The sequence below is a fragment of the Herbaspirillum rhizosphaerae genome (assembly GCF_046025915.1).
GTDB classification, from domain to species: Bacteria; Pseudomonadota; Gammaproteobacteria; order Burkholderiales; family Burkholderiaceae_D; genus Herbaspirillum; species Herbaspirillum rhizosphaerae_A.
On the sequence record NZ_JAQQFR010000011.1, the window covers coordinates 139725 to 164782 of the forward strand.

The window sequence follows — 25058 nt, forward strand, 5'->3', positions numbered from 1 at the left end:
GCAAAATCGTTTATTCGTCGCCCAGTTGCGCCAGCAATTCAGCCTGATGTTCCGTGATCAATGCGTTGGTCAATTCTTCCAGATCGCCATCCATGATGAAGTCCAGCTTGTACAGCGTCAGGTTGATGCGGTGATCCGTCATGCGTCCCTGCGGGAAATTGTAGGTGCGGATGCGCTCGCTGCGGTCGCCCGAACCGATCAGCGATTTGCGTGTGGCGGCTTCCTTGGATTGCTGTTCGCGCAGTTGTACGTCCTTGATGCGCGCCGCCAGCACCTTCAATGCCGAGGCCTTGTTCTTGTGCTGGCTGCGATCGTCCTGGCATTCCACCACGATGCCGGTCGGCATGTGGGTGATGCGCACCGCCGAGTCGGTCTTGTTGATGTGCTGGCCGCCCGCGCCTGAAGCGCGATAAGTGTCGATGCGGATATCGGCCGGGTTGATGTCGACGTCTTCGACTTCATCGGCTTCCGGCATCACCGCGACGGTGCAAGCCGAGGTATGGATGCGGCCCTGAGTTTCGGTGGCGGGCACGCGCTGCACGCGGTGGCCGCCGGATTCGAACTTCAGGCGCGAGTAGGCGCCGAAACCGGCGATACGCACGATGACTTCCTTGTAGCCGCCGACTTCTGAATCGGATGCCGACATCATCTCCACCTGCCAGCGATTGCGTTCGGCAAAGCGCGTGTACATGCGCAGCAAATCGCCCGCAAACAACGCTGACTCATCGCCACCGGTGCCGGCACGGATTTCCAGGAAGATGTTGCGCTCGTCGTTGGGATCCTTCGGCAGCAGCATCTTTTGCAGATCGCCTTCCAGCGCCTCCATACGTGCCTTGGCGCCGTTGATTTCGTCCTGCGCGAATTCCTTCATGTCGGGATCCGACAGCAGCTCCTGCGCCGTCGTGATGTCGTTCGCGGCCTGTGTGTAGGTGTGATACAGCGCCACCAGCGGGCCCAGTTCGGCGTGCTCGCGCGTCATCTTGCGATAGTTGTCCATGTCGGACGTCGCTTCTTGCTGCATCAGCAGATTGTTGAGTTCTTCCAGCCGTTCGGCGAGCTGGTCGAGTTTGGCGAGCATGGATGGTTTCATGGGCTTACTTTATGTTGAATGGGTGGCGATACGACGCTCGCGCAGCGAGCAGAAGAGAGCCGCGATCACAGGGATCCCGGCGAGCGAATGGAGTCGCTAACGCTTGGTGCGGAACAGTTGCGGTAGCAACTGAACCAGCTGCGTGCGCTCGTCGCCCTGAGCGTGATGCAAGGCCTGTTGCGGGCCGTGCAGAAATTTTGCGGTGAGGCCTTTGGACAGCGCGTCGAGTACGGCGTCAATGTCTTCGCCCTTGGCAAGCAGCTTGCGGGCGCGTTCCAGCTCAGCCATGCGCAGCGATTCACCGGCGTCATGCAGATCCTGAATGACTGGTACAACGGCGCGGCTGTCGATCCAGTGCATGAAGGACTGCACGCGGGTTTCAATGATGGCTTCGGCTTGTGCGACGGCAGCCTGGCGGTTTTCAACGCCGCTTTGCACGACCGAGGCCAGATCGTCGACGGTGTACAGGAAGACGTCGTCCAGACGGCCGACTTCGGATTCGATATCGCGCGGCACGGCCAGATCGACCATGAAGATCGGTTTGTGGCGGCGGGCCTTGACGGCACGTTCCACCAAGCCGAGGCCTATGATCGGCAGCGACGAGGCGGTGCACGACACCACGATGTCAAACTTCGACAACTGCGTCGGCAGATCGGCCAGGCGCAAGGCCGAGCCGTTGAAGCGATGCGCCAGTGTTTCGCCGCGTTCCAGCGTGCGGTTGGCAACGGTCAGCGATTTCGGATTCTGTGCGGCGAAGTGGGTGGCGCACAGCTCGATCATTTCACCGGCGCCGATGAACAACACGTTCTGGCCCGAGATGGAATCGAAAATCCGTTGCGACAAGCGTACGGCTGCAGCGGCCATCGACACGCTGTGCGCGCCGATTTCGGTATTGCTGCGTACTTCCTTGGCGACCGCGAAGGTGCGCTGGAACAGCTGGTGAAGATAAGTGCCAAGTCCACCGGCGGCATCCGCCTGGCGCACGGCATCTTTCATCTGACCGAGGATCTGCGGTTCGCCCAGTACCATCGAATCCAGCCCGGAGGCGACACGGAAGGCATGGCGAACAGCATTGTCTTGCGGCAAGGCATACAGGAAAGGACGCAGGTCGGCGTAGGGAAGCTTGTGGTAGTCGGCCAGGAAATGTGCCGTGCTGTCGATGGCGGCGTCGACACCGCCATGTGCGGCGGTGCTGGCAGCGTACAGTTCAGTGCGATTGCAGGTCGACAGGATCGCCGCTTCGCCGGTCTGCGCCAGGTTCGTGCTCAGATCGGCACGGCCGAACCATGCTCGCGCCGAAGCCACCGCCTGACCGATCTGGTCAGTCGGGAACGCAACCTTCTCGCGCAGGGAAACCGGCGCGGTGGTGTGGTTCAGTCCGACGGCAAGCAGGTGCATAGCGTGTTTTACGGGGCTCGACAGCGAAAAAAATGGAGAAATATCAACTCGGTATTATACCCGCTGCACGTAAAGGGGTTTTGAACAGTATCAATAATGACTATATACGCAGGCTATGAACTGACGTCAGCAGGAGACAGGGTCTGCAGCATTTTTGTCATTGCGACAATAATGCGAGGGGGCATTATTTGAGTTGCTCCAGCTGATAACCGTAGCCGTATACCGTCGTCAGCCGAAACCCCTTTTCCGGCTTCAACTCCAGCTTGTTGCGCACACGCGAGATGTGGGTGTCGATTGTGCGGGTCGGCAATTCGTTTTCATCTTCCTGACCCCAGACGCTTTCTTGCAAATAGGCGCGTGACAGCGGTCGGCCAAGATTGCTGAACAGCAAAACGGCAAGCGCAAACTCTTTTTGCGTGAGCGTAGTTTGGGTGCTGGCATGAGTGACGATATGCGCGGGCGACTCGAAAACATAGTCGCCGAATTGCTGCACCTGTTTTTCGTCATGATCGGGATAGGCACGTTGCAAAAGCAATTTGACGCGTGCAGCGACCGCATTACGTCGCAGCGGTTTGAATTCGCTGTCGATCAGGCGTTCTCCGACCGGTTCTGCCGGCAAGGCAGCCAGCGCAGCAAGGTCAGAAGGCGTATCCGCCGCCAGCAGCAGTACCGGAATGGCAGGTGTCCCGGCCATCTGCAGTAGGTCCGCGAGATGCGCACCGGCGCTGGCGATATCCACGATCAGCAATTGCGGATGCGCGCGGCGCAGATCGGCGCGCTGCTGCACGCCCTGGCAATCGTGCGCGGGCAGGCTGCGTGCGATCAGGGCGATGTCGGCGGCGGAATGGCTGAAGACGGAGATGTGCATGGCGCGCGGAAGAAAGAAGAAAGCCGTTTCCGAATGAGCAAAGTGCAGGCCCGGAAAGCATTGCGCCGGATGGGGTGCGACATCCCGTAAATTTGCATCGTAAAAGATGTCGAAAATCGGTGCGAATACAGCGTCAAAAATGCTCGCAAGGCCTCGGCCTTGCTGCGCTTTTTTCCTTGTCTCGCCCCGATTTCGCCACTTTCACTATGCTGCAAATTTGCGGGATGTCGCACCGTCCGGCGCAATGGCTACGAGCAGAGTACTTAAGGCGCGTCGGCGTCCGGAAGGACGACGTTCACGTCCAACACCTCCAGGTTGCCCTGGCGATCCAGCGAGATCTTGATGTCGTCGGCGTTGACCTTGGTGTACTTGGAAATGACCTCGATCAGTTCCTTGTGCAAGGCCGGCAGGAAGTCATATCCCTGGCCTTGGCGGCCGCCGCGTTCGCGCGCGATGATGATCTGCAGGCGTTCCTTGGCAGCCGTGGCGCTCTTCGCCTTGGGCGGAAACAGGAAGGAAAGCAAAGCCATGTCATTTACCTCCGAAAATACGCTGGAGCAGGCCCGGCTTTTCGTAGCTGGTAAAGCGCAGCGGCAGGTCTTCGCCGAGGAAACGGCTGACCAGATCCTGGTACGCCTCGGAAACGTCGGTCTCTTTCAGATGGATCGCAGGATTGCCCTGGTTGGAAGCGTGCAGTACGGATTCCGATTCAGGGATGATGCCGATCAGCGGGATGCGCAGGATTTCCTGCACGTCGGTATAGGACAGCATTTCGCCGGCTTCGACGCGCTTTGGCGAATAGCGGGTGATCAGCAGGTGTTCCTTGACCGGCTCGCCGCCGCTCAGGGCGCGGCGCGACTTGGCCTGGATGATGCCGAGGATGCGGTCCGAGTCACGCACCGAAGAAACTTCCGGATTGGTCACGATGATTGCTTCGTCGGCGAAGGTCAGGGCCATCACGGCGCCGTGTTCGATACCGGCCGGCGAATCGCAGATGATGTATTCGAAGTCCATTTTTTGCAGGTCGCCCAGCACGCGTTCAACGCCTTCTTCCGACAGCGCATCCTTGTCGCGGGTTTGCGAAGCAGGCAGGATGAACAGGTTGTCGCAGTGTTTGTCCTTGATCAGCGCCTGGTTCAGCGTTGCTTCCTGATTGACGACATTGATCAGGTCGTACACCACGCGGCGTTCGCAGCCCATGATCAGGTCAAGATTACGCAGGCCGACGTCGAAGTCGATCACGACGGTCTTGTGTCCGCGCAGAGCCAGACCCGATGCGAAACTGGCGCTCGACGTCGTTTTGCCGACGCCGCCTTTACCGGATGTCACAACGATGATTTTTGCCACAAAAGACTCCTTAGAAGATTGAATACTTGATGATGCTGATACTAAATTATTTGCTGGTGTTGATCGGCAACACGTCGATGCGGTCGCCGGTCAGGCGCACCTGCACCTGTTTTTGCGCCAGTTCGGGCGGATGACCGTTCTCAAAGGTACGGTAGACGCCGGCAATCGACACCAGTTCCGCTTCCAGGCTCGCAGCGAAGATGCGCGCGCCGGTATTGCCGCTGGCGCCTGCCAGTGCGCGACCGCGCAAAGGGGCATACACGTGGATGCTGCCGTCGGCGATGATTTCTGCGCCGTTGTTGACCGCCGCCATGATCACCAGATCGGCGCCACGCGCATAAATGCGCTGGCCGGCGCGTACCGGCGTGTCGATGATCATCGTGGCTGCGGCCGGGGTTATTTGCGTTGCCTGCATTGGTTGCGCTGCTTGGGCAGGCGCAGCAACAGGAGTCGGTGCCGGAGCCGGCTGTGGCGCTTCCTCTGCTACCGCTTCAGGCTGCGGCGGACGCGGTGCACCGCCGTCGATGGAAAGTCCCTGCGCGGCGATCTCGGCGTGCAGCTCTTCCGGCGCGTTGCGCACGGCGACCGCATTGAGGCGATAGCGTTTGAACAAGGCTACCAGCGCGGTCCAGTCGATGCCGGCTGCAGCGGTATCGAGAGCGCCGATGTCGAGCACGGCGAATTCGTCTTCAAAGAAGTCGGATACGCCGCCGGTCATGTCCTTCAACGCCTTGTCCAGCGCTGCCGGATCGGTTTCATGCAGGATCGCGGAAATGGCGACCACTGTGGATATCTTGATTTCGATCGGTTTACGAGCTTTTTGCATAAATTGTTCAGTGCCTGCGTTTTCCCGGAGAAAAACGGCAGATTCATTGCGTTCGGGGATTGTTCTCAAACCGTGTTGCGCCGGCGCGATCCAGCCGCCAGCCTGCGTTGGTTTGGCATTATACAGTCAGCTTGGCGGCCTGATAGCAGCCATTGGCGGCAATTTTCGGCTTGCGGCAGAGGCGGGGTCTGTATTGCGAGAGGATGTCTTCGATGAATCCGGCGAGGACCGTGTCGGGCAGCAGGAAGAAGAAAATCAGCGCACAAAAAAATGCCGGAGACGGTGAGGTCTCCGGCAGATTGTTACATTGGCAAGTCCAGTGAATTAGACCGGACGGGGGATGACAAGAAAATCAGCCCGGTACCTTGCCTTCCACGCCTTCGACGTAGAACTTCACGCCGTGCAGGAAGCCGTCATCAGCCACTGCATCTTTGGCGACTTGTTCCTTGCCGGTGTTGTCTTTGATCGGACCCTTCCAGATCGGAGCGGAGCCGTCGGCGATACCCTTCTTGCGTTCTTCGACCAGTGCCTTCACATCGGCCGGCAGTTCAGGATTGAAGCCACCCAGATCGATACCGCCTTCTTTCAGGCCGATCCAGGTTGTGCTTGTCTTCCACGAACCATCCAGCACGGCTTGCACGCGTGCTGTGTAGTAGACACCCCAGTTGATCATCGATGCAGCCAGGTGAGCCTTCGGACCGAAGCTGGTCATGTCGCTGTCCCAGCCGAATGCGTAGACGCCTTTTTCTTGCGCAGTCTGAACAACAGCGGCAGAGTCGGTGTTTTGCATCAGCACGTCGACGCCTTGACCGATCAGTGTTGTCGCGGCTTCACGTTCTTTGCCCGGATCGAACCACTTGTTCACCCAGACCACGCGTGTGGTTGCCTTCGGATTGATCGAACGCGCACCCATGGTGAAGGCGTCGATGTTGCGGACGACTTCAGGAATCGGCACCGACGCCACCACGCCCAGCTTGCCGGACTTGCTCATCTTGCCGGCGACCACGCCAGCCAGGTAAGCGCCTTCATACGTACGCACGTCGTATTGCGCCAGATTGTCGGCGGTCTTGAAGCCGGTGGCGTGTTCGAATTTGACGTCCGGGAATTCCTTGGCGACTTTCAGCATCGCTTCCATGTAACCGAAGGTAGTACCGAAGATCAGTTTGTTGCCGTCGGTTGCCAGCTGGCGCATCACGCGCTCGGCGTCGGCTGCCGATTCCGGCACGTTTTCGACGAAGGTGGTTTTGACCTTGTCGCCGAATTTGGCTTCGACTGCCTTGCGGCCGTTGTCATGGGCAAAAGTCCAGCCTGCATCGCCGACTGGTCCGATGTAGACGAAGGCGACCTTCAGCGGATCTGCCTTGGGCGCAGGAGCGGCTGCCGCAGCAGGGGCCGCGGCCGGTGCTGGTTCTTCTTTTTTGCCGCAGCCGATCAAAGTGGCGGCTGCCAGCGTGGCGAGCATCGCAATCGAGGCTCTGCGCGAAATTTTCATTTGTTTCTCCCTAAGCGAAGCGTTGTTAGTAAATAAAAGCAAGACAGCAAAAAAGCAAAACAGCAAAAAAGCAAAATCAAAACATCAATCGAACTACATAAAAAACTGCGCAAGAACTACAAAATCAGGATGCGCCCGGGCGGAACGGCTTGCCCAGCGACGCCGGCATATTCAGGCGAATCCAGTCCGGATTGCGCGAGATCATTGCCAGCACCACGATGGTCGCCACATACGGCAGCATCGACAAAATCTGTGACGGGATCGTGACGCCGATGCCTTGCAGATAAAACTGCAGAATCGTCACGCCACCAAACAGCAGTGATCCCAGCAAGACGCGTGCCGGACGCCACGTTGCAAACGCCGTCAGCGCCAGCGCGATCCAGCCGCGTCCGGACACCAGACCTTCGACCCACATCGGCGTGTACACCAGCGACAGATAGGCACCGGCCAGACCGCAGCAGGCGCCGCCGAACAAGAGGGCCATGAAGCGAATACCACGTACCGAATAGCCCAGCGCGTGCGCCGACTCCGGCGATTCACCGACTGCGCGCAGAATCAGCCCGGCGCGTGTGCGATACAGAAACCACGCAATCGCCGCGCACAGTAGCAGCGCGACATATGCCATCCAATGCTGATTGAAAAATGCCGGGCCGACGAAAGGAATGCTGTTTAGTCCGGGAATGCCGGCAGTTTGCGCAGGCAAGGCGAGACCGACGAAACGCTGGCCGATGAAAGCCGACAAGCCGGCACCGAAGATCGACAACGCAAGTCCGGTCGCGACCTGGTTGGTCGCCAGCACCAGCGCCAGCCAGGAGAACAGCGTTGCCATCAGCATGCCGCACAGTGCGCCCGCCATGAAACCCAGCAGCGGGCTCTTGGTGGTGTAGCCGACTGCGAAACCGGCAATCGCCGCGACCAGCATCATGCCTTCCGCGCCCAGATTGAGTACGCCGGCGCGTTCATTGATGAGCAAGCCCATGGCCGCCAGCAGCAACGGTGTGCCGGCGTTGATTGAGGCTGCGATGAGAGGAGCGAGTTGGTCCATGTCGTGTATTCCTTTAGAGCGGCTGACAAAACGTCGGTGGCAAGGCGCGCCGACGAAGACAGTACGAAAGTACCTTAGTTAAACTGAACCGGGAGAAGCAACGCCGCCAGCGGCGTTTTGTTAGTCGCTCTCATCCTTGTTTTTTCCAGCGCAGGCGATAATCGATCAATGTGTCGCAAGCCAGCAGCAGGAACAGCAGCATGCCCTGGAATACGCCCGTGATCGCCGACGGCAAGCCGAGGCGCGACTGCGCCAGCTCGCCACCCAGATACAGCAGCGACATGATCAGTCCGCCGAATACCGCGCCGATAGGATGCAGACGGCCGATGAAGGCGACGATGATCGCCGCAAAGCCATAACCCGGCGACACCGACGGCAACAACTGGCCGATCGGTCCGGCGATTTCAAATGCGCCCGCCAGACCCGCGAAGCCGCCCGAGATCAGCAGCGACACCCACAAGGCATTGCGACTGGAAAAACCGGCATAGCGTGCAGCATGCGGCGCTACACCGCCGACCATCAGCGAGAAGCCGCGGAAGCTGCGCATCATGAACACCGCCATCACGATCGCCGCCACGATGGTCACGGCAAAGCCGATGTGCAGGCGTGTGCCGCTCATCAGCGTCGGCAGCATGAACTCGCTGGAGAACACTTTCGATTGCGGGAAGTTCATGCCGTTCGGATCCTTCAGCGGGCCGTTGACCGCATACATCAGCAGCAACTGCGCCACGTAGGTCAGCATCAGCGAAACGAGAATTTCATTGGCGTTGAACTTGTCGCGTAACAGCGCCGTGATACCGGCCCAGAATGCTCCGCCGACCACACCGGCAATGATCATCAATATCAGGCCGACACCGCCGGAGACAGCATGATCCGGCACATCGATCCACACCAGCATCGCGCCCGCGCACATGGCGCCGACGGTGAACTGACCTTCGGCGCCAATGTTCCAGATACTGGCGCGGAAGCACACCGCCAGACCGAGCGCGCACAAAATCAGCGGGATCGATTTCAGCAGCAGTTCGCTGATGGCGCGCTTGCTGCTGAACGGATCAACGAGGAAGACTTTCAGACCTGCAATCGGGTCCTTGCCCAAGGCGATGAACAGCAATGCACCCAGGAACAAGGTCAGGATGATCGCAATGACCGGCGACAGATAAGTCATGCGGCGCGATGGCGTGCCCCGCAATTCGAGCCGGAAGGGCAGAGAGGTAAATGCGGATTTTGCGGACTTAAACATGAGCAGCCTCCGCGCCCGAACCTGCAGCAGGCTGCGTATCTTCTTTCCACAAGCCGCTCATCCACAAACCAACCTGCTCGCGCGTGGCCTGTTCGATGGGAATGGACGGCGACAACTGTCCCTTGGCGATCACGTGCAGGCGGTCGCACAGCGCGAACAATTCGTCGAGTTCTTCAGAGATCACCAGCACGGCGCAGCCTTCTTGTTTAAGCGCCAGAATTTCGGCGTGAATTTGCGCAGCGGCGCCGACGTCGACGCCCCAGGTCGGTTGTGCAACGATGAAGACGCTGGGTTTGCGTTCCATCTCACGGCCGACGATGAATTTTTGCAGGTTGCCGCCGGACAGGCTTTTCGCCAGCGCATCGGGACCGCTGGCCTTGACCTTGAAGCGCTCGATGATGGACGCCGCGATCTTGCGGGTGTAGCCGAAATCGATCATGCCGTGCTTTACGTACGGCACTTTTTGATGCGACAGCAGCATGTTGGCCGACAGACTCAGCGTCGGCACGGCACCGCGGCCGAGGCGTTCTTCCGGCACCAGGCCAAGGCCTTTGGCACGGCGCGGATTGGGCGCCAGATGGCCGACGGCGCTGCCGGTCAGCATGATCATGTTGGGCGCGGCGCGCTGATCTTCACCGGACAGCGCCGCCAGCAATTCTTGCTGGCCGTTGCCGGACACACCGGCGATGCCGACGATTTCACCGGCGCGTACTTCGCATTCGATGTCTTTGAGTTCCGTGGCAAACAGATGCGCCTTCGGCAGGCACAGGCGATTGATGTGCAGCTTGCGCTCATTGCGTTGGGACTCTGGATTGCGTTCGCGGCGCAGGCGTACCAGTTCTTCGCCGATCATCATGCGCGACAGCCCGGCGCTGGTTTCATTGCGCGGATCGCAGTTACCGGTCACGCGCCCGCCGCGCATCACGGTGGCGCTATGGCACAACGCACGGATTTCGTCGAGCTTGTGGCTGATATAGAGAATGCTGCAACCTTCATCAGCCAGCTTGCGCAGCGTGACGAAGAGCTTCTCGACCGCTTGCGGCGTCAGCACCGAAGTCGGTTCATCGAGGATCAGCAATTGCGGATTGGTCAGCAGCGCGCGCACGATTTCCACGCGCTGGCGTTCGCCAACCGACAGAGTATGGACGTGGCGATTCGGCTCCAGCTCCAGGCCGTATTTTTCACCGGTCTGGCGGATACGCGCAATCAGCTCCTGCATATCGGTGTCGGAATCCAGGCCCAGTGCGATGTTTTCAGCAACCGTCAGCGTGTCGAACAGCGAGAAGTGCTGGAACACCATGGCAATGCCGAGCTTGCGGGCGATTTGCGGATTGGCGATGTGCACCAGTTCGCCGTTCCAGTAAATTTCGCCGGCATCGGGTTTGACGGTGCCGAAGATGATCTTCATCAGCGTCGATTTGCCGGCGCCGTTTTCGCCGAGTACGGCGTGAATCTCACCGGGCGCGACGCTCAGGTTGATATCGTCGTTGGCCAGCACGCCGGGATAGGCCTTGCGGATGTGGGCGATGTGCAGGCGGGAAGATGGTACAGTCACGGATTCCCCTTCAGAGACCGGCGCGGACAGGCGCGCAGGCGGTCTTTACGTTATTCAAATGATCTGCGGAATTTACCATAGCCAGATTGTCGACAATCAGGAAAATGATCACTTTGCTCACTTGTTCCCGCCACGATGCGCCCAGCGTGTCGTGCGCTTCTCGATGATGGCAAACAACTCGTACATCGCCATCGCCATCGCACCGATGACGACCAGACCGGCAAAGGCCAGCGGCATCTTCATCGACGAGCCGGCCGATACCAGCAGATAGCCGATGCCTTCGTTGGAGGCGTTCATTTCCGACACGGTCGAGCCGACAAATGCCAGCGTGATGGCGACCTTCAGCGAGGCGAAGAAATACGGCAGCGAGCGCGGCAGGCCGACCTTGAGCAGGATGTCCATCCGCTTGGCGCCGAGCACGCGCAGCACGTCTTCCAGCTCCGGCTCCAGCGTCGCCAGGCCGGTGGCGATGTTGACCATGATCGGGAAGAAGGAAATCAGGAAAGCCGTCAGGATCGCCGGACCGGCACCGATACCGAACCACACCACCAGCACCGGCACGAAGGCGGCTTTGGGCAGCGCATTGAAGGCGGTCATCAAAGGATAAGCGGCGGCGTACAGTAGCGGCGACGAACCGATCAGGAAGCCCAGCGATACACCCACCGCCACCGCGATGGCGAAGCCCACCATGGTGACCCAGAAGGTGCTGATGGCGTGATGTGCAATCGGGCCGGCGAATTCAATCATGGCTTCGATGATCGCCATCGGGCTGGGAAAGATGAACTCGGACACTTCCAGCACGCTGCAGATGAACTGCCACACCACCAGAATGGCGAGCAGTAACAGCCACGGCGCCAGCGTACGGGCAGCTTTGTTCAGGGAGGAAGGTTTTTTCATGGTCGCCTCGGCTTAGGTATTTCTGACGCGGCCGATATGCTCGCGCAACTCGTGCACCAGGGCGTTGAATGGATCGGTATAAGTCAGCTCCAGTTCGCGCGGACGCGGCAGCGGATTTTCCTTGCGCGCCACAATGCGGCCGGGACGCTTGCTCATGACATAAATGGTGTCGGCGAGGAAGGCGGCTTCGCGCAGATCGTGGGTGACCAGAATCACGTTGAATTTGCGTTCGGTCCACAGGTCGCGCAGCACACACCACAGTTCTTCGCGGGTGAAGGCATCCAGCGCACCGAATGGCTCGTCCAGCAACAGCATCTTCGGTTCATGAATCAACGCGCGGCAGATCGAAGCGCGTTGCTGCATGCCGCCCGACAGCTCCCACGGAAACTTGTCCGCATAGCCGTCAAGGCCGACGGTCTTGAGCAGTTTGAGCGCACGCTCGGTGTATTCCGCTTTGTTCTTCTTGAAACCGGTGCGATAGGGCTCGACGATTTCCAGCGGCAGCAGGACATTGTCGAGCGTAGTGCGCCACGGCAGCAGCGTCGGCGCCTGAAAGGCCATACCGACAAACTTCAGCGGGCCGGTCACATCTGCGCCGGCGATGGAAATGCTGCCACGGGTCGGACGCTTGAGTCCGGTCGCCAGCTTCATGAAGGTCGACTTGCCGCAGCCGGACGGACCGACGATGGCGATGAACTCTCCCTGCCTGGTTTGCAGGGAGATATCTTCCACCGCGAATTCGTCGGAACCGTCGTACGACAGGAAGACGCGACGGAAATCGACGAACGTATCGTCAGCCGTGGTGCTCACGGCTGCTTCTGCAGTTTCAGCTTGCAAGATTATTTCCCGAAAACGTTGAGCGCTTCTTTGGACGGCAGGTAAGCAGCGGTCCAGATCTTGTCGGGGTTGACGCGGGTCTTGGTGCCGTAGGCATCGGAGACTTGCGAAGCCATCAGCGTCAGGCGCGGCAGGAACACCTGGCCGTAGCCTTCGGCCTTGGCGTGCGGTGTGGCGATGGCGCTGGAGATCGCCAGTTTGAGGCGGCGCAGTTCCAGCTTTTCGTCGATCAGGCCGTCACGCTCCTTGAGCACCTTGATGGCGGCCTCGGGATTGGCCAGCACGTCCTTGGTCGCTTTGGCGAAGGCGCGCAGGAAACCCTTGAGCGCTTCCGGATTGGTCTTCATCAGGCTTTCGTTGGCGATGATGGCGTTGCCATACAGCTTGACGCCGTAGTCAGGGAACATCATCACGTTGATGTCCTGATCCTTGATGCCACGTGCATTCAGGTTCAGCAGCGAGGTGAAATAAAAACCGGTGATGGCATCGACATCGCCGCGCGCCAGCATGGTTTCACGCAGTGGCGGATCCATGCTGATCCAGTTGGCCTTGGAGGCATCCAGTCCGTTAGCCTTGGCGAAAATCGGATAGCCGCGCCGACCGGCGTCGAATACCGGCGACCCCAGTTTCTTGCCGACCAGATCGGCCGGCGTTTTGATGCCGGTTTTCTTCAACGAGAAGATCGCGGCAGGTGTGTCGTTGTAGACCATCATCACGGCCATCGGTTTGCCCGGCGAACTCGGATTGTTGGCGGTGAATTCCATCAGCGCAGCCATGTCGGCAAAGCCCATGTCGTAGGTGCCCGAGGCCACGCGATTGACCGCGTTGCCCGAACCGCTACCGGCGTCAATGATGACATCGAGTTTCTCTTGTGCAAAATAGCCCTTCGACTTCGCCACCAGGAACAGCGCAGACGGACCTTCAAAGCGCCAGTCGAGTTGGAACTTGATCTTGGTTTCCTGTGCGAAGGCGGATGCGCAGGCGGCGCTGAGCAAGACGGCGGCGGTGTATTTGAAGAGTTTCTTTGCGTACATGGTTGGCTTCCCTTTTTTTGATCCATTGACCCGGTGGTCGGTTAGTTCCACTGGCTTGGCACCGTCCCTGATGCTGTTGCCAATGCGTCTGTATTTTGTGAATCGGTTTCCGACAGATGACGTCGTGCGGATGTGCTGTGAAAAGCATTTACTGTGCCAAGAACATCGAATCTCTTCTGTGCGGCAGTAGTGGGTGGTTTTGCCAAGCTGGCAAGGCAGTGGAGGAAAACGGCTGTCGTTGTCGACTTTCTGATGGGATGAATTTTGTCGACAATCTAAAAAATATTTTGCAACAATTTGGTGCTTTGGTGCACCTGTCTAGAAGCTGTTGCACTAAAAACAGTATTCTTACGTGCTTGTAAGCCTTGTAAAATCTGGATAAGCCGCTGATCTTAATTTAGTACTGTCGTTCTATATCCTGTCGACAATCTCTATTTACGACTCTTGTTTTTGGCCGCGGATAAGGTACCTCGCAGATTCACTGTCGCGTCCGCAAACGCAAGCTTCCTATTGCACTTCACCTGTTTGTCGCGCCACGGTTTTTGGGCGACTGTCATGCGCGATACCAGATACCTGTCAGCGATTGTGTTTTTAATCGTCTCTGCGTTTGTCGACAGTTTTTTTGACATGTGCTTTTTTGCTGGCACGACGTTTGCATTAACGAACCCGGCGGATTGAGCTTCGGCAGATGCCGGCAGCAATATGCCCGACCTTGTTTGAATGGGTGAGCAAATGAAGGAGCGCATGGCGCGTGATTGACCAGGCTGAGCAAACGATAAAACGCATGCTCACTGAAACAAGTCATCGCACGTCATGTGCATGGGATCCGGATTTTATTTTTCGTGAATTGTAAAAAGGGAGAAATGTATGAAGAAAAGTGCAATGGGGATGTGCTTGACTACTGCAGCGCTGGCTGTTTCGGCTTTGGGCAGCATGTCGGCTAACGCTGCGGATTGGGCGGACAATTCGATCGGTATTCGCTACGGTACGCAATTCGCCGAGCCGTTCAATTCGCAGGACATCGCGAAAAAAATCGTCAACTTCACACATGCCAGCGGCTACAAATATGGCACCAACTATCTGAACGTCGACTTGCTGATGTCGGATAGCAAAGACAATGAATCGCAAGAAGCCTATATCGTTTACCGTCATACACTGGATATCGGTAAAGTTGCAGGCAAGGACCTCTCTTTCGGCCCTGCACGTGGCTTTGGTCTGACTGCAGGTTTTGACTGGAACACCAAAAACGATCCTGGATATAGCTCGCGCAAGCGCATGATCGTTGCCGGTCCTACCGTGATGCTGGATGTTCCTGGTTTCCTGAACATCAGCCTGCTGGCCCTGTGGGAAAGCAATCAGCCGCTGAATAACGGCGTACGTATGTCGAGCCGTTATTCCTACGACACGCACCCGATGTTGAACGCAGCATGGGGCATTCCGTTCGGCATGAGCGGCTTCGCATTCGAAGGCTATGTGAACTATATCGCCGCCAAGGGCAAGAACGAATTCGGCGGTGGCACTGCGCCTGAACTGAACTTTGACGGTCAGATCATGTACGACGTCGGCACGCCGCTGGGCATGGGCAAGAACACCTTCCGCGTCGGTGTGGAATATCAATACTGGCGCAACAAGTTCGGCAATCCTAGCAATGTTCCTGGCTCGCTGGCCAAGACGCCTATGCTTCGCGCCGAATACCATTTCTAAATGGTTCTGCAAACGACACGGTGCGGGCGTCGCGCCGGGTCGTTTTGTTTCGGCAGCTTCTGCCGGAGCTTAAATGCCGGGTCTTCGGATCCGGCATTTTTTATTGGAGAATCGATTGAGAAATCGATTGATAATGGATGCCTATGCTATTGGCATAAGTCCTGCTCAATGGATAGGGGCGATCAGCCGGTTTGTTTTTGTCAACAAAGCGGGTTAGTGTTTGTGATGAATTGGTGCTGAGCTTGCACTAATTTTGACGCGCTGCACTAAAACAGGTTCTGCGTGGCGTCCTCGAAAGCAAGGCTGCATCTGGATGTTGTCACTAACGGGTCGTGTCGCGCGGTGCGAAGCAGGTTGAAGAAATTGTCGACAATGATTGTTTGAAATCACTGTCGCCAACTAAACGATATAAATAGTTTTCAAGCGGATAGCTAAACTTGTCCGCCAACGAATTCACGAATTGAAAAGCGGGACAACATGGAAGCGTACATCTTCGAGTGGCTCAACCTCTTGCTGCGTTGGCTGCATGTCATCACGGCGATTGCCTGGATAGGTTCGTCGTTCTACTTCGTCTGGCTCGACAACAGCCTGACCAAACCGCAAGACCCGGAGCTGCTGGAAAAGGGCGTCGGCGGCGAATTATGGGCGGTGCATGGCGGAGGCTTCTACAACCCGCAAAAATACCTGCTGGCGCCGAAGACGCTGCCGCAGAACTTGCACTGGTTCTTCTGGGAGTCTTATAGCACGTGGCTGTCGGGCTTCGCGTTGTTCTCGGTGCTGTATTTGTTCAATGCAGGCACCTTCCTGGTCGACAAACACGTGCTCGACATGACGGCGACGACGGCAGTGTTTGCCGCACTCGGCTATCTGGTGGCGGGCTGGGTGGTGTATGACGCCATTTGCCGTCTGTTCGGCGACAAGCCGGGCGGTGATCGTGTGGTCGGTGTGCTGGTGACGATCTATGTCGTTGCTGCGGTCTGGGTGGCGTGTCATGTGTTTTCCGGACGCGCTGCTTTTCTGATGACGGGCGCATCGCTGGCGACGGTGATGAGCGCCAACGTGCTGTTCTGGATCATCCCCGGACAACGCAAGATGGTGGCGTCGATGCGCGCCGGCCAGAGTCCTGATCCTATTCACGGCAAACGCGGCAAGCAGCGCAGTGTGCACAACACCTATTTCACGCTGCCGGTGATTTTTGCCATGCTGTCGAATCACTACAGCATGACGTATAGCGCCGGCAACAACTGGCTGGTGCTGTTGCTGATCATGCTGGCGGGCGTGTTGATCCGGCAGTTCTTCGTGCTCAAGCACAAAGGTATTTTCAAATGGCAGTATCCCGCTGCTGCGGTTGTGATCCTGGCCGGTGTGGCAGCGTGGATCGCGCCGAAGTCGGTGTTGCAGCCGGCCCCGGTCGCGGCGCAAGGTGTTCCCGCAGTCTCGTTCGTACAGGTGCAGCAAGTGATAGAGACGCGTTGCATCCAGTGCCATGCAGCCAAGCCGACGCTGATGCCGGTGCCGGGCAAGGGCATCCTGCTCGACAGCAAGGACGGCATCCTGCAGCATGCTCAGCAGATTTATCAACAGGCCGTGGTGCAAAAGGCTATGCCGCTGGGGAACATGACCAATATCACCGACGACGAGCGTGCATTGCTTGGCAAGTGGTTTGAGGCGGGGGCCAAAGGCGAATAACCAGACGCAGAAATTCCAAGAATGAAAAAAGGCTGAACATCAATTCAGCCTTTTTGTTTTGTGCGGAAAGTTTTGTCGGCGGCTTACTTCGCCTGATACGGATGTTCCGCGCGCCAGTGATCGGCGATGTCGATGCGGCGGCAGATCCAGACACGCTCGTGCGACTGCACATAGTCGAGGAAGCGCTGCAGCGCGGCGAAGCGGCCCGGGCGGCCCAGCAGGCGGCAGTGCATGCCGATGGACAGCATCTTGGGTGCTTCTTCGCCTTCTGCATACAGCACGTCGAAGCTGTCCTTGAGGTATTGGAAGAACTGCTCGCCGGTGTTGAAGCCTTGCGGTGTGGCAAAGCGCATGTCGTTGGTGTCGAGTGTGTACGGCACCACCAGATGCGGCTGTTCGCTGCCGTCGGCCAGCGCAACCTTGGTCCAGAACGGCAGGTCGTCACCGTAGTAGTCGGAGTCGTAGCTAAAACCGCCGTGTTCGACCACCAGCTGACGCGTGTTGGGTGAGTCACGGCCGGTGTACCAGCCTTGCGGGTGGATGCCGGTCAGCTTGCGGAAAATCTCGACCGCGGCGCGCATGTGTTCGCGTTCCGTCTCGATGTCCATGTTCTGATAATGGATCCAGCGCAGGCCGTGGCAGGCGATCTCGTGGCCCAGTTCGACAAAGGCCTGGGTGACGTCGGGATGACGCTCCAGCGCCATGGCGACACCGAATACCGTCAGCGGTAACTGGCGTTTTTCGAACTCGCGCAGAATGCGCCAGACGCCGACGCGTGAGCCGTACTCATAGATCGACTCCATCGAGAGATGGCGGGCCGGATAGGCAGCTGCACCGATGATCTCGGACAAGAATTGCTCTGACGCCGGGTCACCGTGCAGCACCGAATTTTCGCCGCCTTCTTCATAGTTCAGGACAAACTGCACGGCGATTTTGGCCTTGCCCGGCCAGTTGGCGTGAGGGACGTTGCGACCGTAACCGATCAGGTCGCGTGGGTAATTGTCTGAATGTTGCATGTTGGCTTTAAGTTGATGAAGATGAATGTTCGAATAATGGTGTCAACGAGCGCCAAAATTCTGCAGGATACCGCTGTAGAGTTTCGGCAACGGCCGCGCATAGTCTCCGCGTTTTGCCGTTTGCAGTTTTAACGTTAGCAAGGATTCTGCCAGCTTCACGGCCGCCGTGACACCTTCGATCACAGGCGCCTTGATATCGTCACTGATTGCACTGCACAAATCGGCCATGCCGGCGCATCCGAGCACGATAGCCTCAGCGCCGTCTTCGTCCAGCGCCCGACGGCATTCGTCAGTGATGATGCGGCGTGCGTCGGAGTGTGGGTCTTCCAGTTCCAGCACCGCCAGTTCGCATGCTCTTACGTTGCGGCAAAAGCGTTCCATGCCGTAACGCTCAGCCAGATGCCAGGCCATGCCGCAGGTGCGCTGCAAGGTGGTCACGACGCTGAAGGACGGCGCAATCAGGCTGGCGTAATGCATGGCGGCTTCGGCGATGCCGATGACAGGGCCGTTGGCGACTTCTCGCGCAGCGTACAACCCGGGGTCGCCGAAGCAGGCGATGACGTAGGCATCACAGCCTTCATCTTCACCGCTGATGATTTCCTCAAGCAAGCCGGGAACCGCCAGCGCTTCGTCGTAATAGCTTTCTATCGAGGCCGGGCCCATGGCCGGGCTGACGCCGAGAATGCGGGTATCGGCTGATGCGACCGCGCGTGCGCAGTCGGTCATCTTGGCGGTCATGCTCAGGGTGGTGTTGGGATTGATGATTTTGATCAGCATGGCATCCTCACTTCTTCGCTGCGTTGAGGAAAATATAGCTGCCTGCGCCGACAAACAGTCCGATGAACCAGGAGAAATCGGCCAGCATGCGCAACTGAGGAATCATCACACAGGAAATTGCCAGCAGGGCAGCGAACACCAGCGCTTTGACGGCGTGATAGTTCACACCACCCTGATACCAGTATCGTCCTTCGGTGCGCATCGTATAAAGATCGTCAACGATAATCTCGCGGCGTTGGACCAGATAATAATCGGCAATCAGGATGCCATAGAGCGGACCGATCAGGCTGCCCAGTATGTCCAGCGTGTAGTGGATCACAGCTGGATTGTTGAACAGGTTCCAGGGAGTGATGAAGATTGATGCCACAGCCGCAAGCATGCCGCCGGTACGCCAACTGATGCGTTTTGGCGCGACATTGGAAAAGTCGAACGCGGCCGAAACGAAATTGGCGACAATATTGATGCCGATCGTGGCGATGAGGAAGGTCAGCGCCCCCAGCACGACCGCCGTGGTGTTGTCGATCCTCGCAACTGTCTCCACCGGATCGGTAATCAGCTGCCCAAATAGCGGCAGCGTGGCCGAGGTGGTGATGACGGTGATGACGGAGAACGCCAGAAAGTTGACCGGCAGGCCCCAGAAGTTGCCGCGTTTGACGTCGCCGAAGGTGTGGCAGTAGCGTGAGAAGTCGCCGAAGTTGAGCATCGGGCCGGAGAAGTAAGACACCACTAGCGCAATTGCCGTCAGCATCACCGGGAGCGCATCCCAGCCGCTGTATTTCACATGACCGAGATTGAGACCGATGTTTTGCCAACCCGCCTTGTAGACCATCCAGCCTGCCAGAATAAACATTACCGCATATACGGCGGGGCCGGCAAAGTCGATGAACTTCTTGATCGCTTCCATGCCGTTCCAGAACACCAGCGCCTGCAGCAGCCACAGCAGCAGAAATCCGACCCAGCCCAGCATCGACAGGCCGAGAAAACCATGTACATGCACATCGGCATAGATTGCCAACGCAGGGAAGAATTTGAGTGCGACGACGATGAACGCGCTGGACGCCAGATAGGTTTGAATGCCGTACCAGGCCACCGCGATCAGGCCGCGGATCGCCGCCGGAATATTGGCGCCAAGCACGCCGAAGGAGGCGCGCGAGATCACTGGATAAGGCACGCCGCTGGCCTGGCTGGGGCGTGCGATCAAGTTACAGAAAAAATTGACGAAGGTAATGCCGATCAGCAGGGACAGAAGTACTTGCCAGCTGCTCAGGCCAAGCGCGAAAAGGCTGCCGGCAAAAACGTAGCCGCCGACGCTGTGCACATCGGACATCCAGAAAGCGAAGATGTTGTAGGCGCCCCAGGTTTGCTTCTTCAGCGGAGCCAGATCGGCATTGGCGAGACGGTCGCTGTAGTGCTGAGGGAAATCGGGTGGATTGTCGGATGAATTGTCGCGTCGCGGCGGCTGCGCGGCAAGTGTGCCGGGCGATGGCTGGGGCATTGTCATGAGGTATCTCCGAAGATGATCGTCTGTAGTCGCTAGGGCTTGCTATTCCGAGCCATCGGGCAAGTGTTAGCAATACAAAAAAGACGAGAAATCGGAGAAATCTGCGGACGGGCAGGGCCTGATCGTGCGCCTGCCCTTATGCAATCGGCAACAATCGGCAACAACCGGGAATGTTCCGTCTCCCTATTTGCCCAGCACCGCACGCAAATCGAAATGATCGTCGTCGTTGGGCCGGACGCGGTCTTCGCACAAGTGCAAATGGTGCGCCATGTGTTCTTGCGCCAGCGCGATGTCACCGCTCTCCAGTGCTGCCAGCACGGTGTCGTGTTCATCGAAGGAGCAGGCGTTGTGCCCCGGCGCCTCGGTCTTGGCGATCATCAGGGTGGTGCGCGACACCAGTTTGCGCAGTGTGTCGACCAGCAAGGCGTTGCCGGTCAGTTCCGCCAGCGCCAGGTGGAATTGCGCCGACAGCCTGATCCAGCGCGGCCGGTCACCGGTCAGGTAGGACTGGCGTTCTTCCTCGACCATCTTGCGCATGCCGGCGATCTGGCGCGTGCTGGCTTCGCGTCCGACCTTGTCGAGTACCGCGTATTCAATGATGTTGCGCAGTTCGAACATGTCTTTCACTTCCGTGTTCGAGGGGCTGGCGATGAAGGCGCCGCGGTTGGCTTCCAGGTCAACCATGCCTTCCGTGGCCAGGCGCGACAGCACCTTGCGCACCGTGTGGCGGGCGGTATCATAAATCTGGCACAAGACCTGCTCAGTGAGCTTGGTACGCGGCGGCAGGCGATGTTCCATGATGGCGTCGTAGATGTCCTGGTAAATACGTTCTTCCACCGCCGGCGACTGATCGCGAGCGGCAGTTTGCGAGGCCAGGAAGGAGCGGGATGTCTTGGTTGATTTGGTCATGGCTTTTAAGAATGACATCAATGAGATAAGAGAACTAACTGCGGAGAGCTAACTGCTGATCTCCGCGTGATGACAGAATGCAGAGCAGGAGTCATACCGGCGTGAATAATTGTCGACAATGAATAAACTGATTCGCGACAATTTGGTGAGTGCTTGCACCAGAATTGACGATTTTTATCTTGTTTGCACCATAACGCGATGCAGTGCTGAGAAAGCATCGCAACGCTCAGCATGGCCATAAGCCGTGTCACAACAATCCGCAGCATGCGTTGTTGCTGCGAAAGCTGGAAAATTTTATTGTCGACAATCTTTTGTTGGTTTTTCATCAGAAATTGCCCATGCGTTTTGACGATTCTTTTTATCTTATGCAAGAACCGTACTTGCTGTGCCCTGTCTGTTGTTCAGTACCCTGAGGATTGCTGCCAAAACCCCATCACCATTCACGGCGCAAGCGGTGTCGGCGGTGCAAACAGCGCAGGTCTTTTACAATGATTCATTGCTCATCCGGGGCGCAACTGCATTGCTTCGGTCCGGTGTGAGTACCGTATTTTTATCGTTATCTTCACAGGCTCACTTATGTCTTCACCTTCATCGTCCCTGAATACTCTTATCACTGCCTTTCTGGATAAAGAACACGACGCACAATCGCGTTTCTTGCAAGAACTGGTGCGTGTGCCGTCGGACAATCCTGCCGGCGATTGTGCCGCGCATGGTGTGCGTGCAAAACAGCTGCTCGAAGAACTTGGTTTTGAAGTCGAGGCGCATGTCATTCCTGACGCGCTAGTGAAGGCTAACGGCATGATCTCGGCGACCAATCTGATCGTGCGCAAGCGCTTCGGTACTGGCGGCCCCACCATCGCGATGAATGCGCACGGCGACGTGGTGCCGCCGGGTCTCGGCTGGAGCAAGGATCCCTACGGTGGCGAAATCGTGCAAGACGCTGAACACGGCCCTGTCATGTACGGCCGCGGCGTGGCCGTGTCGAAGTCGGATTTCGCGACCTACACCTGGGCGTTGCTGGCATTGATCGCCGCCGAAAAGCAGGGCGTCGCATTGAACGGCGCCGTCGAATTGCAATTCACTTACGACGAAGAAGCCGGTGGCGACATCGGTCCGAAGTGGATACTCGACCAAGGTCTGAGCAAGCCCGACTATGCAGTGTCGGCCGGTTTCGCCTACGGCATTACTTCGGCCCACAACGGCTGCCTGCATCTGGAAGTCACGGTCAAGGGCAAGCAGGCGCACGCGGCCATGCCGCATACCGGCATCGACGCAATCGAGGCTGCCGCCGGCATCCTGCAAGCTCTGTATGCCTATCGCGCTGAACTGGCGAAGAAAAAATCCAAGGTCACCGGCATCAATCATGCCACCCTGAACGTCGGCCTGATCAAGGGCGGCATCAACACCAACGTAGTTCCCGATCTGGCGTCGTTCCGCCTGGATCGCCGCATGATTCCGGAAGAAGCGGGCTTCGATGCCGAGGGTGATCTGCGTCGCGTGATCGATGCTGCTGCTGCGAACTATCCCGGCATTGAAGTCGGCGTGCAGCGCATCTTGCTGGCGGAACCGCTGGCCGAATTGCCGGGTGTGGAGAAACTGATCGCTGCGTTTCAGCGTAACGCGGAAGCGGTGTTGGGAGAACCAGTCGCCGCCCATGGCGTGCCGCTCTACACCGACGCGCGTCATTACACCAAACACGGTATTCCTACCATCCTCTACGGCGCAGGACCACGCACGCTGATGGAAGCACGCGGCCATAACTCGGATGAGAATTTGCGTCTGGACGATTTGCTCAAAGCGACCAAGGTAGTGACGCTGGCTCTGGGGGAGTTGTTGCAGGGATAAGCTTTACATTGCTGCGCACACAAAAAAACCTGCCGTTTTCAAACGGCAGGTTTTTTTTCATGCTTTGTCGGTCAGTGCCAGTATCAGTGTCAGTGTTCAGTGTGCCGAGCCGAACTCTTCCACTTCCTGCATCAGGCGAGCCTTGTCGGTCGCCGGCAAGAAGCTGGCATTGATGCCGTTGCGCGCCAGTTGCAGCAGCTCTTCACGCGTGAGCGCCAGTGACGAGGCGATTGCCAGATAGTTGGCGTTCATGTAGCCGCCGAAGTAGGCCGGATCATCCGAGTTGACCGTCACCGCCAGACCGGCGCGCAGCATGCGGGCGATATTATGTTCGGCCATGTCATCGACGACACACAGTTTAAGGTTGGACAGCGGGCAGACTGTCAGCGGCATTTGTTCCTTGATCAGGCGTTGCATCAGCGCCGGATTTTCTTCGCTGCGTACACCATGATCGATGCGTTCGACCTTGAGCACGTCGAGCGCGCTGAGGACATATTCCGGTGGGCCTTCTTCGCCGGCATGGGCAACCAGGTGGAAACCGAGTTCCTTGCAACGCGCGAACACGCGGGCGAATTTTTCCGGCGGATTGCCGCGTTCGGACGAGTCCAGGCCGATACCGTTCCACAGGTCCTTGTACAGGTCGCGCAAGGGCAGGGCGGCGTCCAGCGTGGCGAAGGCGTCTTCTTCCGACAGATGACGCAGGAAGGACATGATCATGGCGCTGGAGAAGCCGTGCTGGTCGCGGGCTTCACGCAGGGCGCGGGCGATACCGGCAAACACCACGTCGATGCCGATGCCGCGCTCGGTGTGCGTCTGCGGATCGAAGAAGATTTCCGCATGGCGCACCTTGTCGGCGCGGGCATGATCGATGTAGGCCATGGTCATGTCGTAGAAATCTTGCTCGGTACGCAGCACGTTGGCGCCGGCATAGTACAGGTCGAGAAAGGATTGCAGATCGGTGAAGGCGTAGGCCGCACGCAATGCTTCTACGGAGGCGTAGGGCAGGTCGACTTTGTTGCGTTGCGCAAGGGCAAACAACAATTCCGGCTCCAGTGTGCCTTCGATATGCAGATGCAGCTCGGTCTTGGGCAGCGCTTCGATGAAAGCGCGCATCTCTGCGGAGAGGCTTGGGGTGGCGGAGGAAGTCATGGCTGGCCTTTGTATTGAACTGAAACGGATAAATTGAAACAAATGAACTAAAGCGATAGCCTATTTTCTCAGAAATGCCGGAATGGGCTAAAAAATGCATTGCTTGCAAAAACTAAACCAACTGCGCACAGACTAAGTTGGGAGGCGCATAAGCGCAATAAAGGGGAGATGGGAAGATAAAAGCGTAAAGATTTCGTTAAATTCTTCGCATCGCCGGATTTGCATGTTTTAATGCTGTGCCGTCAATGGGACCAAGTGCAGGATCAGGATGAAAAAGATAATTGCAACGACGATGACATGCAGCATGCTGGCGGGGGCAGGGGTGACGCTCTCCGGCTGCTCTCTGATGTTCTGGAAAAAAAAGGAAGATCCGACGGTGGTGCCTTTCTCCACAATTCCGAGCGGTTCTTACCAGAGCTTTGTAAAGAATTGGGATGACAAGGAACAGCCGGTGCTCTGCGCGCTGATCCGCTCTTCGGGTGAATGGAACTACTGGTTCCAGCCTGCGGCGGTGATGCGTCAAAAAAATGCGCTGGCGCCGTCGTCGGAGTACTTTGAAACACGCCAGCTGATGCTGGCTACGCGCATCATCCAGGCGCCGGATAGCATCGAGCGCGGTCAGATTTTTACCGCCGAGAAGGTCACGATGAAGGGCGGCGTGCTGAAACTGGATTACCGCTTCGTCCGTCCGGCTTCCGGTGCGACCTACCAGATCAAGGATTTCCTCCTGGTGGAAATCCCCAAGGAACGCTACACGACCGGGCCGGTGCAGTTTGTCGAAAACGGCCGCAAGGTGTGCGAGATTTCGCGCTGACCGCTTTCCAGTATTGGCGCTTCAA

The 25058-nt window shown here is 57.8% G+C and carries 23 protein-coding genes; 4 read left to right on the forward strand and 19 right to left on the reverse strand.

The features are described 5' to 3' along the window. Positions 1 to 10 precede the first annotated feature (10 nt). The 13 genes from prfA to PQR63_RS17270 all read right to left on the reverse strand — a co-directional run bounded on the left by prfA (position 11) and on the right by PQR63_RS17270 (position 13629). A complete protein-coding gene (prfA, locus tag PQR63_RS17210; RefSeq protein WP_408169212.1) occupies positions 11 to 1090 on the reverse strand; it encodes a peptide chain release factor 1 in 1080 nt (359 codons plus the stop codon). A 96-nt stretch (positions 1091 to 1186) separates the two neighbouring features. Continuing rightward, complete coding sequence (hemA, locus tag PQR63_RS17215; protein ID WP_408169213.1) at positions 1187 to 2488, reverse strand: glutamyl-tRNA reductase; 1302 nt, start codon at positions 2486 to 2488, stop codon at positions 1187 to 1189. A 184-nt stretch (positions 2489 to 2672) separates the two neighbouring features. Further along, a complete protein-coding gene (locus PQR63_RS17220) occupies positions 2673 to 3356 on the reverse strand; it encodes a winged helix-turn-helix domain-containing protein (RefSeq protein ID WP_408169214.1) in 684 nt (227 codons plus the stop codon). Between the two features lie 263 nt (positions 3357 to 3619). Next, positions 3620 to 3886 (reverse strand): cell division topological specificity factor MinE, encoded by a 267-nt coding sequence (minE, locus tag PQR63_RS17225; protein ID WP_050476381.1) that lies wholly within the window; start codon positions 3884 to 3886, stop codon positions 3620 to 3622. A gap of 1 nt (position 3887) precedes the next feature. Further along, positions 3888 to 4703 carry a septum site-determining protein MinD gene (gene minD / locus PQR63_RS17230; protein WP_007879447.1) on the reverse strand — a complete coding sequence of 272 codons (816 nt, stop codon included), beginning with the start codon at positions 4701 to 4703 and terminating at the stop codon, positions 3888 to 3890. Between the two features lie 46 nt (positions 4704 to 4749). Next, positions 4750 to 5529 (reverse strand): septum site-determining protein MinC, encoded by a 780-nt coding sequence (gene minC / locus PQR63_RS17235; RefSeq protein ID WP_408169215.1) that lies wholly within the window; start codon positions 5527 to 5529, stop codon positions 4750 to 4752. A 352-nt stretch (positions 5530 to 5881) separates the two neighbouring features. Further along, complete coding sequence (locus PQR63_RS17240) at positions 5882 to 7021, reverse strand: BMP family ABC transporter substrate-binding protein (protein ID WP_408169216.1); 1140 nt, start codon at positions 7019 to 7021, stop codon at positions 5882 to 5884. A gap of 124 nt (positions 7022 to 7145) precedes the next feature. Continuing rightward, positions 7146 to 8066 (reverse strand): ABC transporter permease, encoded by a 921-nt coding sequence (locus PQR63_RS17245; protein ID WP_408169217.1) that lies wholly within the window; start codon positions 8064 to 8066, stop codon positions 7146 to 7148. A 130-nt stretch (positions 8067 to 8196) separates the two neighbouring features. Next, positions 8197 to 9306 (reverse strand): ABC transporter permease, encoded by a 1110-nt coding sequence (locus PQR63_RS17250; protein WP_408169218.1) that lies wholly within the window; start codon positions 9304 to 9306, stop codon positions 8197 to 8199. Next, positions 9299 to 10861, reverse strand: coding sequence for an ABC transporter ATP-binding protein (locus PQR63_RS17255; protein WP_408169219.1), 1563 nt, complete (start codon positions 10859 to 10861; stop codon positions 9299 to 9301). Before PQR63_RS17255 ends, PQR63_RS17250 begins: the two co-directional genes overlap by 8 nt. Before the next feature lie 117 nt (positions 10862 to 10978). Then, a complete protein-coding gene (locus PQR63_RS17260; protein WP_094562422.1) occupies positions 10979 to 11758 on the reverse strand; it encodes an ABC transporter permease in 780 nt (259 codons plus the stop codon). Between the two features lie 12 nt (positions 11759 to 11770). Beyond that, positions 11771 to 12601 (reverse strand): ABC transporter ATP-binding protein, encoded by an 831-nt coding sequence (locus PQR63_RS17265; protein WP_408169314.1) that lies wholly within the window; start codon positions 12599 to 12601, stop codon positions 11771 to 11773. Then, a complete protein-coding gene (locus tag PQR63_RS17270) occupies positions 12598 to 13629 on the reverse strand; it encodes an ABC transporter substrate-binding protein (RefSeq protein WP_408169220.1) in 1032 nt (343 codons plus the stop codon). The genes PQR63_RS17265 and PQR63_RS17270 overlap by 4 nt, the downstream gene beginning before the upstream one ends. A gap of 867 nt (positions 13630 to 14496) precedes the next feature. On the opposite strand from PQR63_RS17270, the gene PQR63_RS17275 reads away from it, so the two are divergent. Together PQR63_RS17275 and PQR63_RS17280 are read left to right on the forward strand one after the other, a co-directional pair. Next, positions 14497 to 15333, forward strand: a complete 837-nt coding sequence (locus PQR63_RS17275) for an outer envelope protein (RefSeq protein WP_408169221.1) — start codon at positions 14497 to 14499, stop codon at positions 15331 to 15333. 477 nt (positions 15334 to 15810) lie between these two features. Continuing rightward, a complete protein-coding gene (locus tag PQR63_RS17280; RefSeq protein WP_408169222.1) occupies positions 15811 to 17022 on the forward strand; it encodes a urate hydroxylase PuuD in 1212 nt (403 codons plus the stop codon). An 83-nt stretch (positions 17023 to 17105) separates the two neighbouring features. Here PQR63_RS17280 and puuE read toward each other — a convergent pair whose 3' ends face one another. The 5 genes from puuE to PQR63_RS17305 form a co-directional block, all read right to left on the reverse strand. Continuing rightward, the gene (puuE, locus tag PQR63_RS17285) at positions 17106 to 18038 is read right to left on the reverse strand and encodes an allantoinase PuuE (RefSeq protein ID WP_408169223.1); all 933 of its coding nucleotides are present in this window, start codon (positions 18036 to 18038) and stop codon (positions 17106 to 17108) included. 42 nt (positions 18039 to 18080) lie between these two features. Beyond that, the gene (locus tag PQR63_RS17290; RefSeq protein ID WP_408169224.1) at positions 18081 to 18815 is read right to left on the reverse strand and encodes an aspartate/glutamate racemase family protein; all 735 of its coding nucleotides are present in this window, start codon (positions 18813 to 18815) and stop codon (positions 18081 to 18083) included. Between the two features lie 7 nt (positions 18816 to 18822). Beyond that, complete coding sequence (locus tag PQR63_RS17295) at positions 18823 to 20316, reverse strand: NCS1 family nucleobase:cation symporter-1 (RefSeq protein ID WP_408169225.1); 1494 nt, start codon at positions 20314 to 20316, stop codon at positions 18823 to 18825. Between the two features lie 183 nt (positions 20317 to 20499). Then, positions 20500 to 21225, reverse strand: a complete 726-nt coding sequence (locus tag PQR63_RS17300) for a GntR family transcriptional regulator (RefSeq protein WP_094566105.1) — start codon at positions 21223 to 21225, stop codon at positions 20500 to 20502. Between the two features lie 17 nt (positions 21226 to 21242). Beyond that, positions 21243 to 21551, reverse strand: coding sequence for a hypothetical protein (locus tag PQR63_RS17305; RefSeq protein ID WP_408169226.1), 309 nt, complete (start codon positions 21549 to 21551; stop codon positions 21243 to 21245). A gap of 250 nt (positions 21552 to 21801) precedes the next feature. Here PQR63_RS17305 and PQR63_RS17310 point away from each other — a divergent pair, with 250 nt between their 5' ends. Continuing rightward, positions 21802 to 23070 carry a M20/M25/M40 family metallo-hydrolase gene (locus PQR63_RS17310; RefSeq protein ID WP_408169227.1) on the forward strand — a complete coding sequence of 423 codons (1269 nt, stop codon included), beginning with the start codon at positions 21802 to 21804 and terminating at the stop codon, positions 23068 to 23070. A gap of 96 nt (positions 23071 to 23166) precedes the next feature. On the opposite strand, the gene PQR63_RS17315 is transcribed toward PQR63_RS17310, so the two are convergent. Then, on the reverse strand, positions 23167 to 24219 hold the full coding sequence (locus tag PQR63_RS17315) for an adenosine deaminase (protein WP_408169228.1): 1053 nt from the start codon (positions 24217 to 24219) through the stop codon (positions 23167 to 23169). Between the two features lie 268 nt (positions 24220 to 24487). Here PQR63_RS17315 and PQR63_RS17320 point away from each other — a divergent pair, with 268 nt between their 5' ends. Continuing rightward, positions 24488 to 25033 carry a hypothetical protein gene (locus PQR63_RS17320; RefSeq protein ID WP_408169229.1) on the forward strand — a complete coding sequence of 182 codons (546 nt, stop codon included), beginning with the start codon at positions 24488 to 24490 and terminating at the stop codon, positions 25031 to 25033. Positions 25034 to 25058 lie beyond the last annotated feature (25 nt).

What these genes read in the sequence shown, in the direction of transcription:
- prfA (WP_408169212.1), bottom strand. Translation starts at nt 1,090, where the DNA reads ATGAAACCATCCATGCTCGCCAAACTCGACCAGCTCGCCGAACGGCTG.
- hemA (WP_408169213.1), bottom strand. Translation starts at nt 2,488, where the DNA reads ATGCACCTGCTTGCCGTCGGACTGAACCACACCACCGCGCCGGTTTCC.
- PQR63_RS17220 (WP_408169214.1), bottom strand. Translation starts at nt 3,356, where the DNA reads ATGCACATCTCCGTCTTCAGCCATTCCGCCGCCGACATCGCCCTGATC.
- minE (WP_050476381.1), bottom strand. Translation starts at nt 3,886, where the DNA reads ATGGCTTTGCTTTCCTTCCTGTTTCCGCCCAAGGCGAAGAGCGCCACG.
- minC (WP_408169215.1), bottom strand. Translation starts at nt 5,529, where the DNA reads ATGCAAAAAGCTCGTAAACCGATCGAAATCAAGATATCCACAGTGGTC.
- PQR63_RS17240 (WP_408169216.1), bottom strand. Translation starts at nt 7,021, where the DNA reads ATGAAAATTTCGCGCAGAGCCTCGATTGCGATGCTCGCCACGCTGGCA.
- PQR63_RS17245 (WP_408169217.1), bottom strand. Translation starts at nt 8,066, where the DNA reads ATGGACCAACTCGCTCCTCTCATCGCAGCCTCAATCAACGCCGGCACA.
- PQR63_RS17250 (WP_408169218.1), bottom strand. Translation starts at nt 9,306, where the DNA reads ATGTTTAAGTCCGCAAAATCCGCATTTACCTCTCTGCCCTTCCGGCTC.
- PQR63_RS17260 (WP_094562422.1), bottom strand. Translation starts at nt 11,758, where the DNA reads ATGAAAAAACCTTCCTCCCTGAACAAAGCTGCCCGTACGCTGGCGCCG.
- PQR63_RS17270 (WP_408169220.1), bottom strand. Translation starts at nt 13,629, where the DNA reads ATGTACGCAAAGAAACTCTTCAAATACACCGCCGCCGTCTTGCTCAGC.
- PQR63_RS17275 (WP_408169221.1), top strand. Translation starts at nt 14,497, where the DNA reads ATGAAGAAAAGTGCAATGGGGATGTGCTTGACTACTGCAGCGCTGGCT.
- PQR63_RS17280 (WP_408169222.1), top strand. Translation starts at nt 15,811, where the DNA reads ATGGAAGCGTACATCTTCGAGTGGCTCAACCTCTTGCTGCGTTGGCTG.
- puuE (WP_408169223.1), bottom strand. Translation starts at nt 18,038, where the DNA reads ATGCAACATTCAGACAATTACCCACGCGACCTGATCGGTTACGGTCGC.
- PQR63_RS17290 (WP_408169224.1), bottom strand. Translation starts at nt 18,815, where the DNA reads ATGCTGATCAAAATCATCAATCCCAACACCACCCTGAGCATGACCGCC.
- PQR63_RS17295 (WP_408169225.1), bottom strand. Translation starts at nt 20,316, where the DNA reads ATGACAATGCCCCAGCCATCGCCCGGCACACTTGCCGCGCAGCCGCCG.
- PQR63_RS17300 (WP_094566105.1), bottom strand. Translation starts at nt 21,225, where the DNA reads ATGACCAAATCAACCAAGACATCCCGCTCCTTCCTGGCCTCGCAAACT.
- PQR63_RS17305 (WP_408169226.1), bottom strand. Translation starts at nt 21,551, where the DNA reads ATGAAAAACCAACAAAAGATTGTCGACAATAAAATTTTCCAGCTTTCG.
- PQR63_RS17310 (WP_408169227.1), top strand. Translation starts at nt 21,802, where the DNA reads ATGTCTTCACCTTCATCGTCCCTGAATACTCTTATCACTGCCTTTCTG.
- PQR63_RS17315 (WP_408169228.1), bottom strand. Translation starts at nt 24,219, where the DNA reads ATGACTTCCTCCGCCACCCCAAGCCTCTCCGCAGAGATGCGCGCTTTC.
- PQR63_RS17320 (WP_408169229.1), top strand. Translation starts at nt 24,488, where the DNA reads ATGAAAAAGATAATTGCAACGACGATGACATGCAGCATGCTGGCGGGG.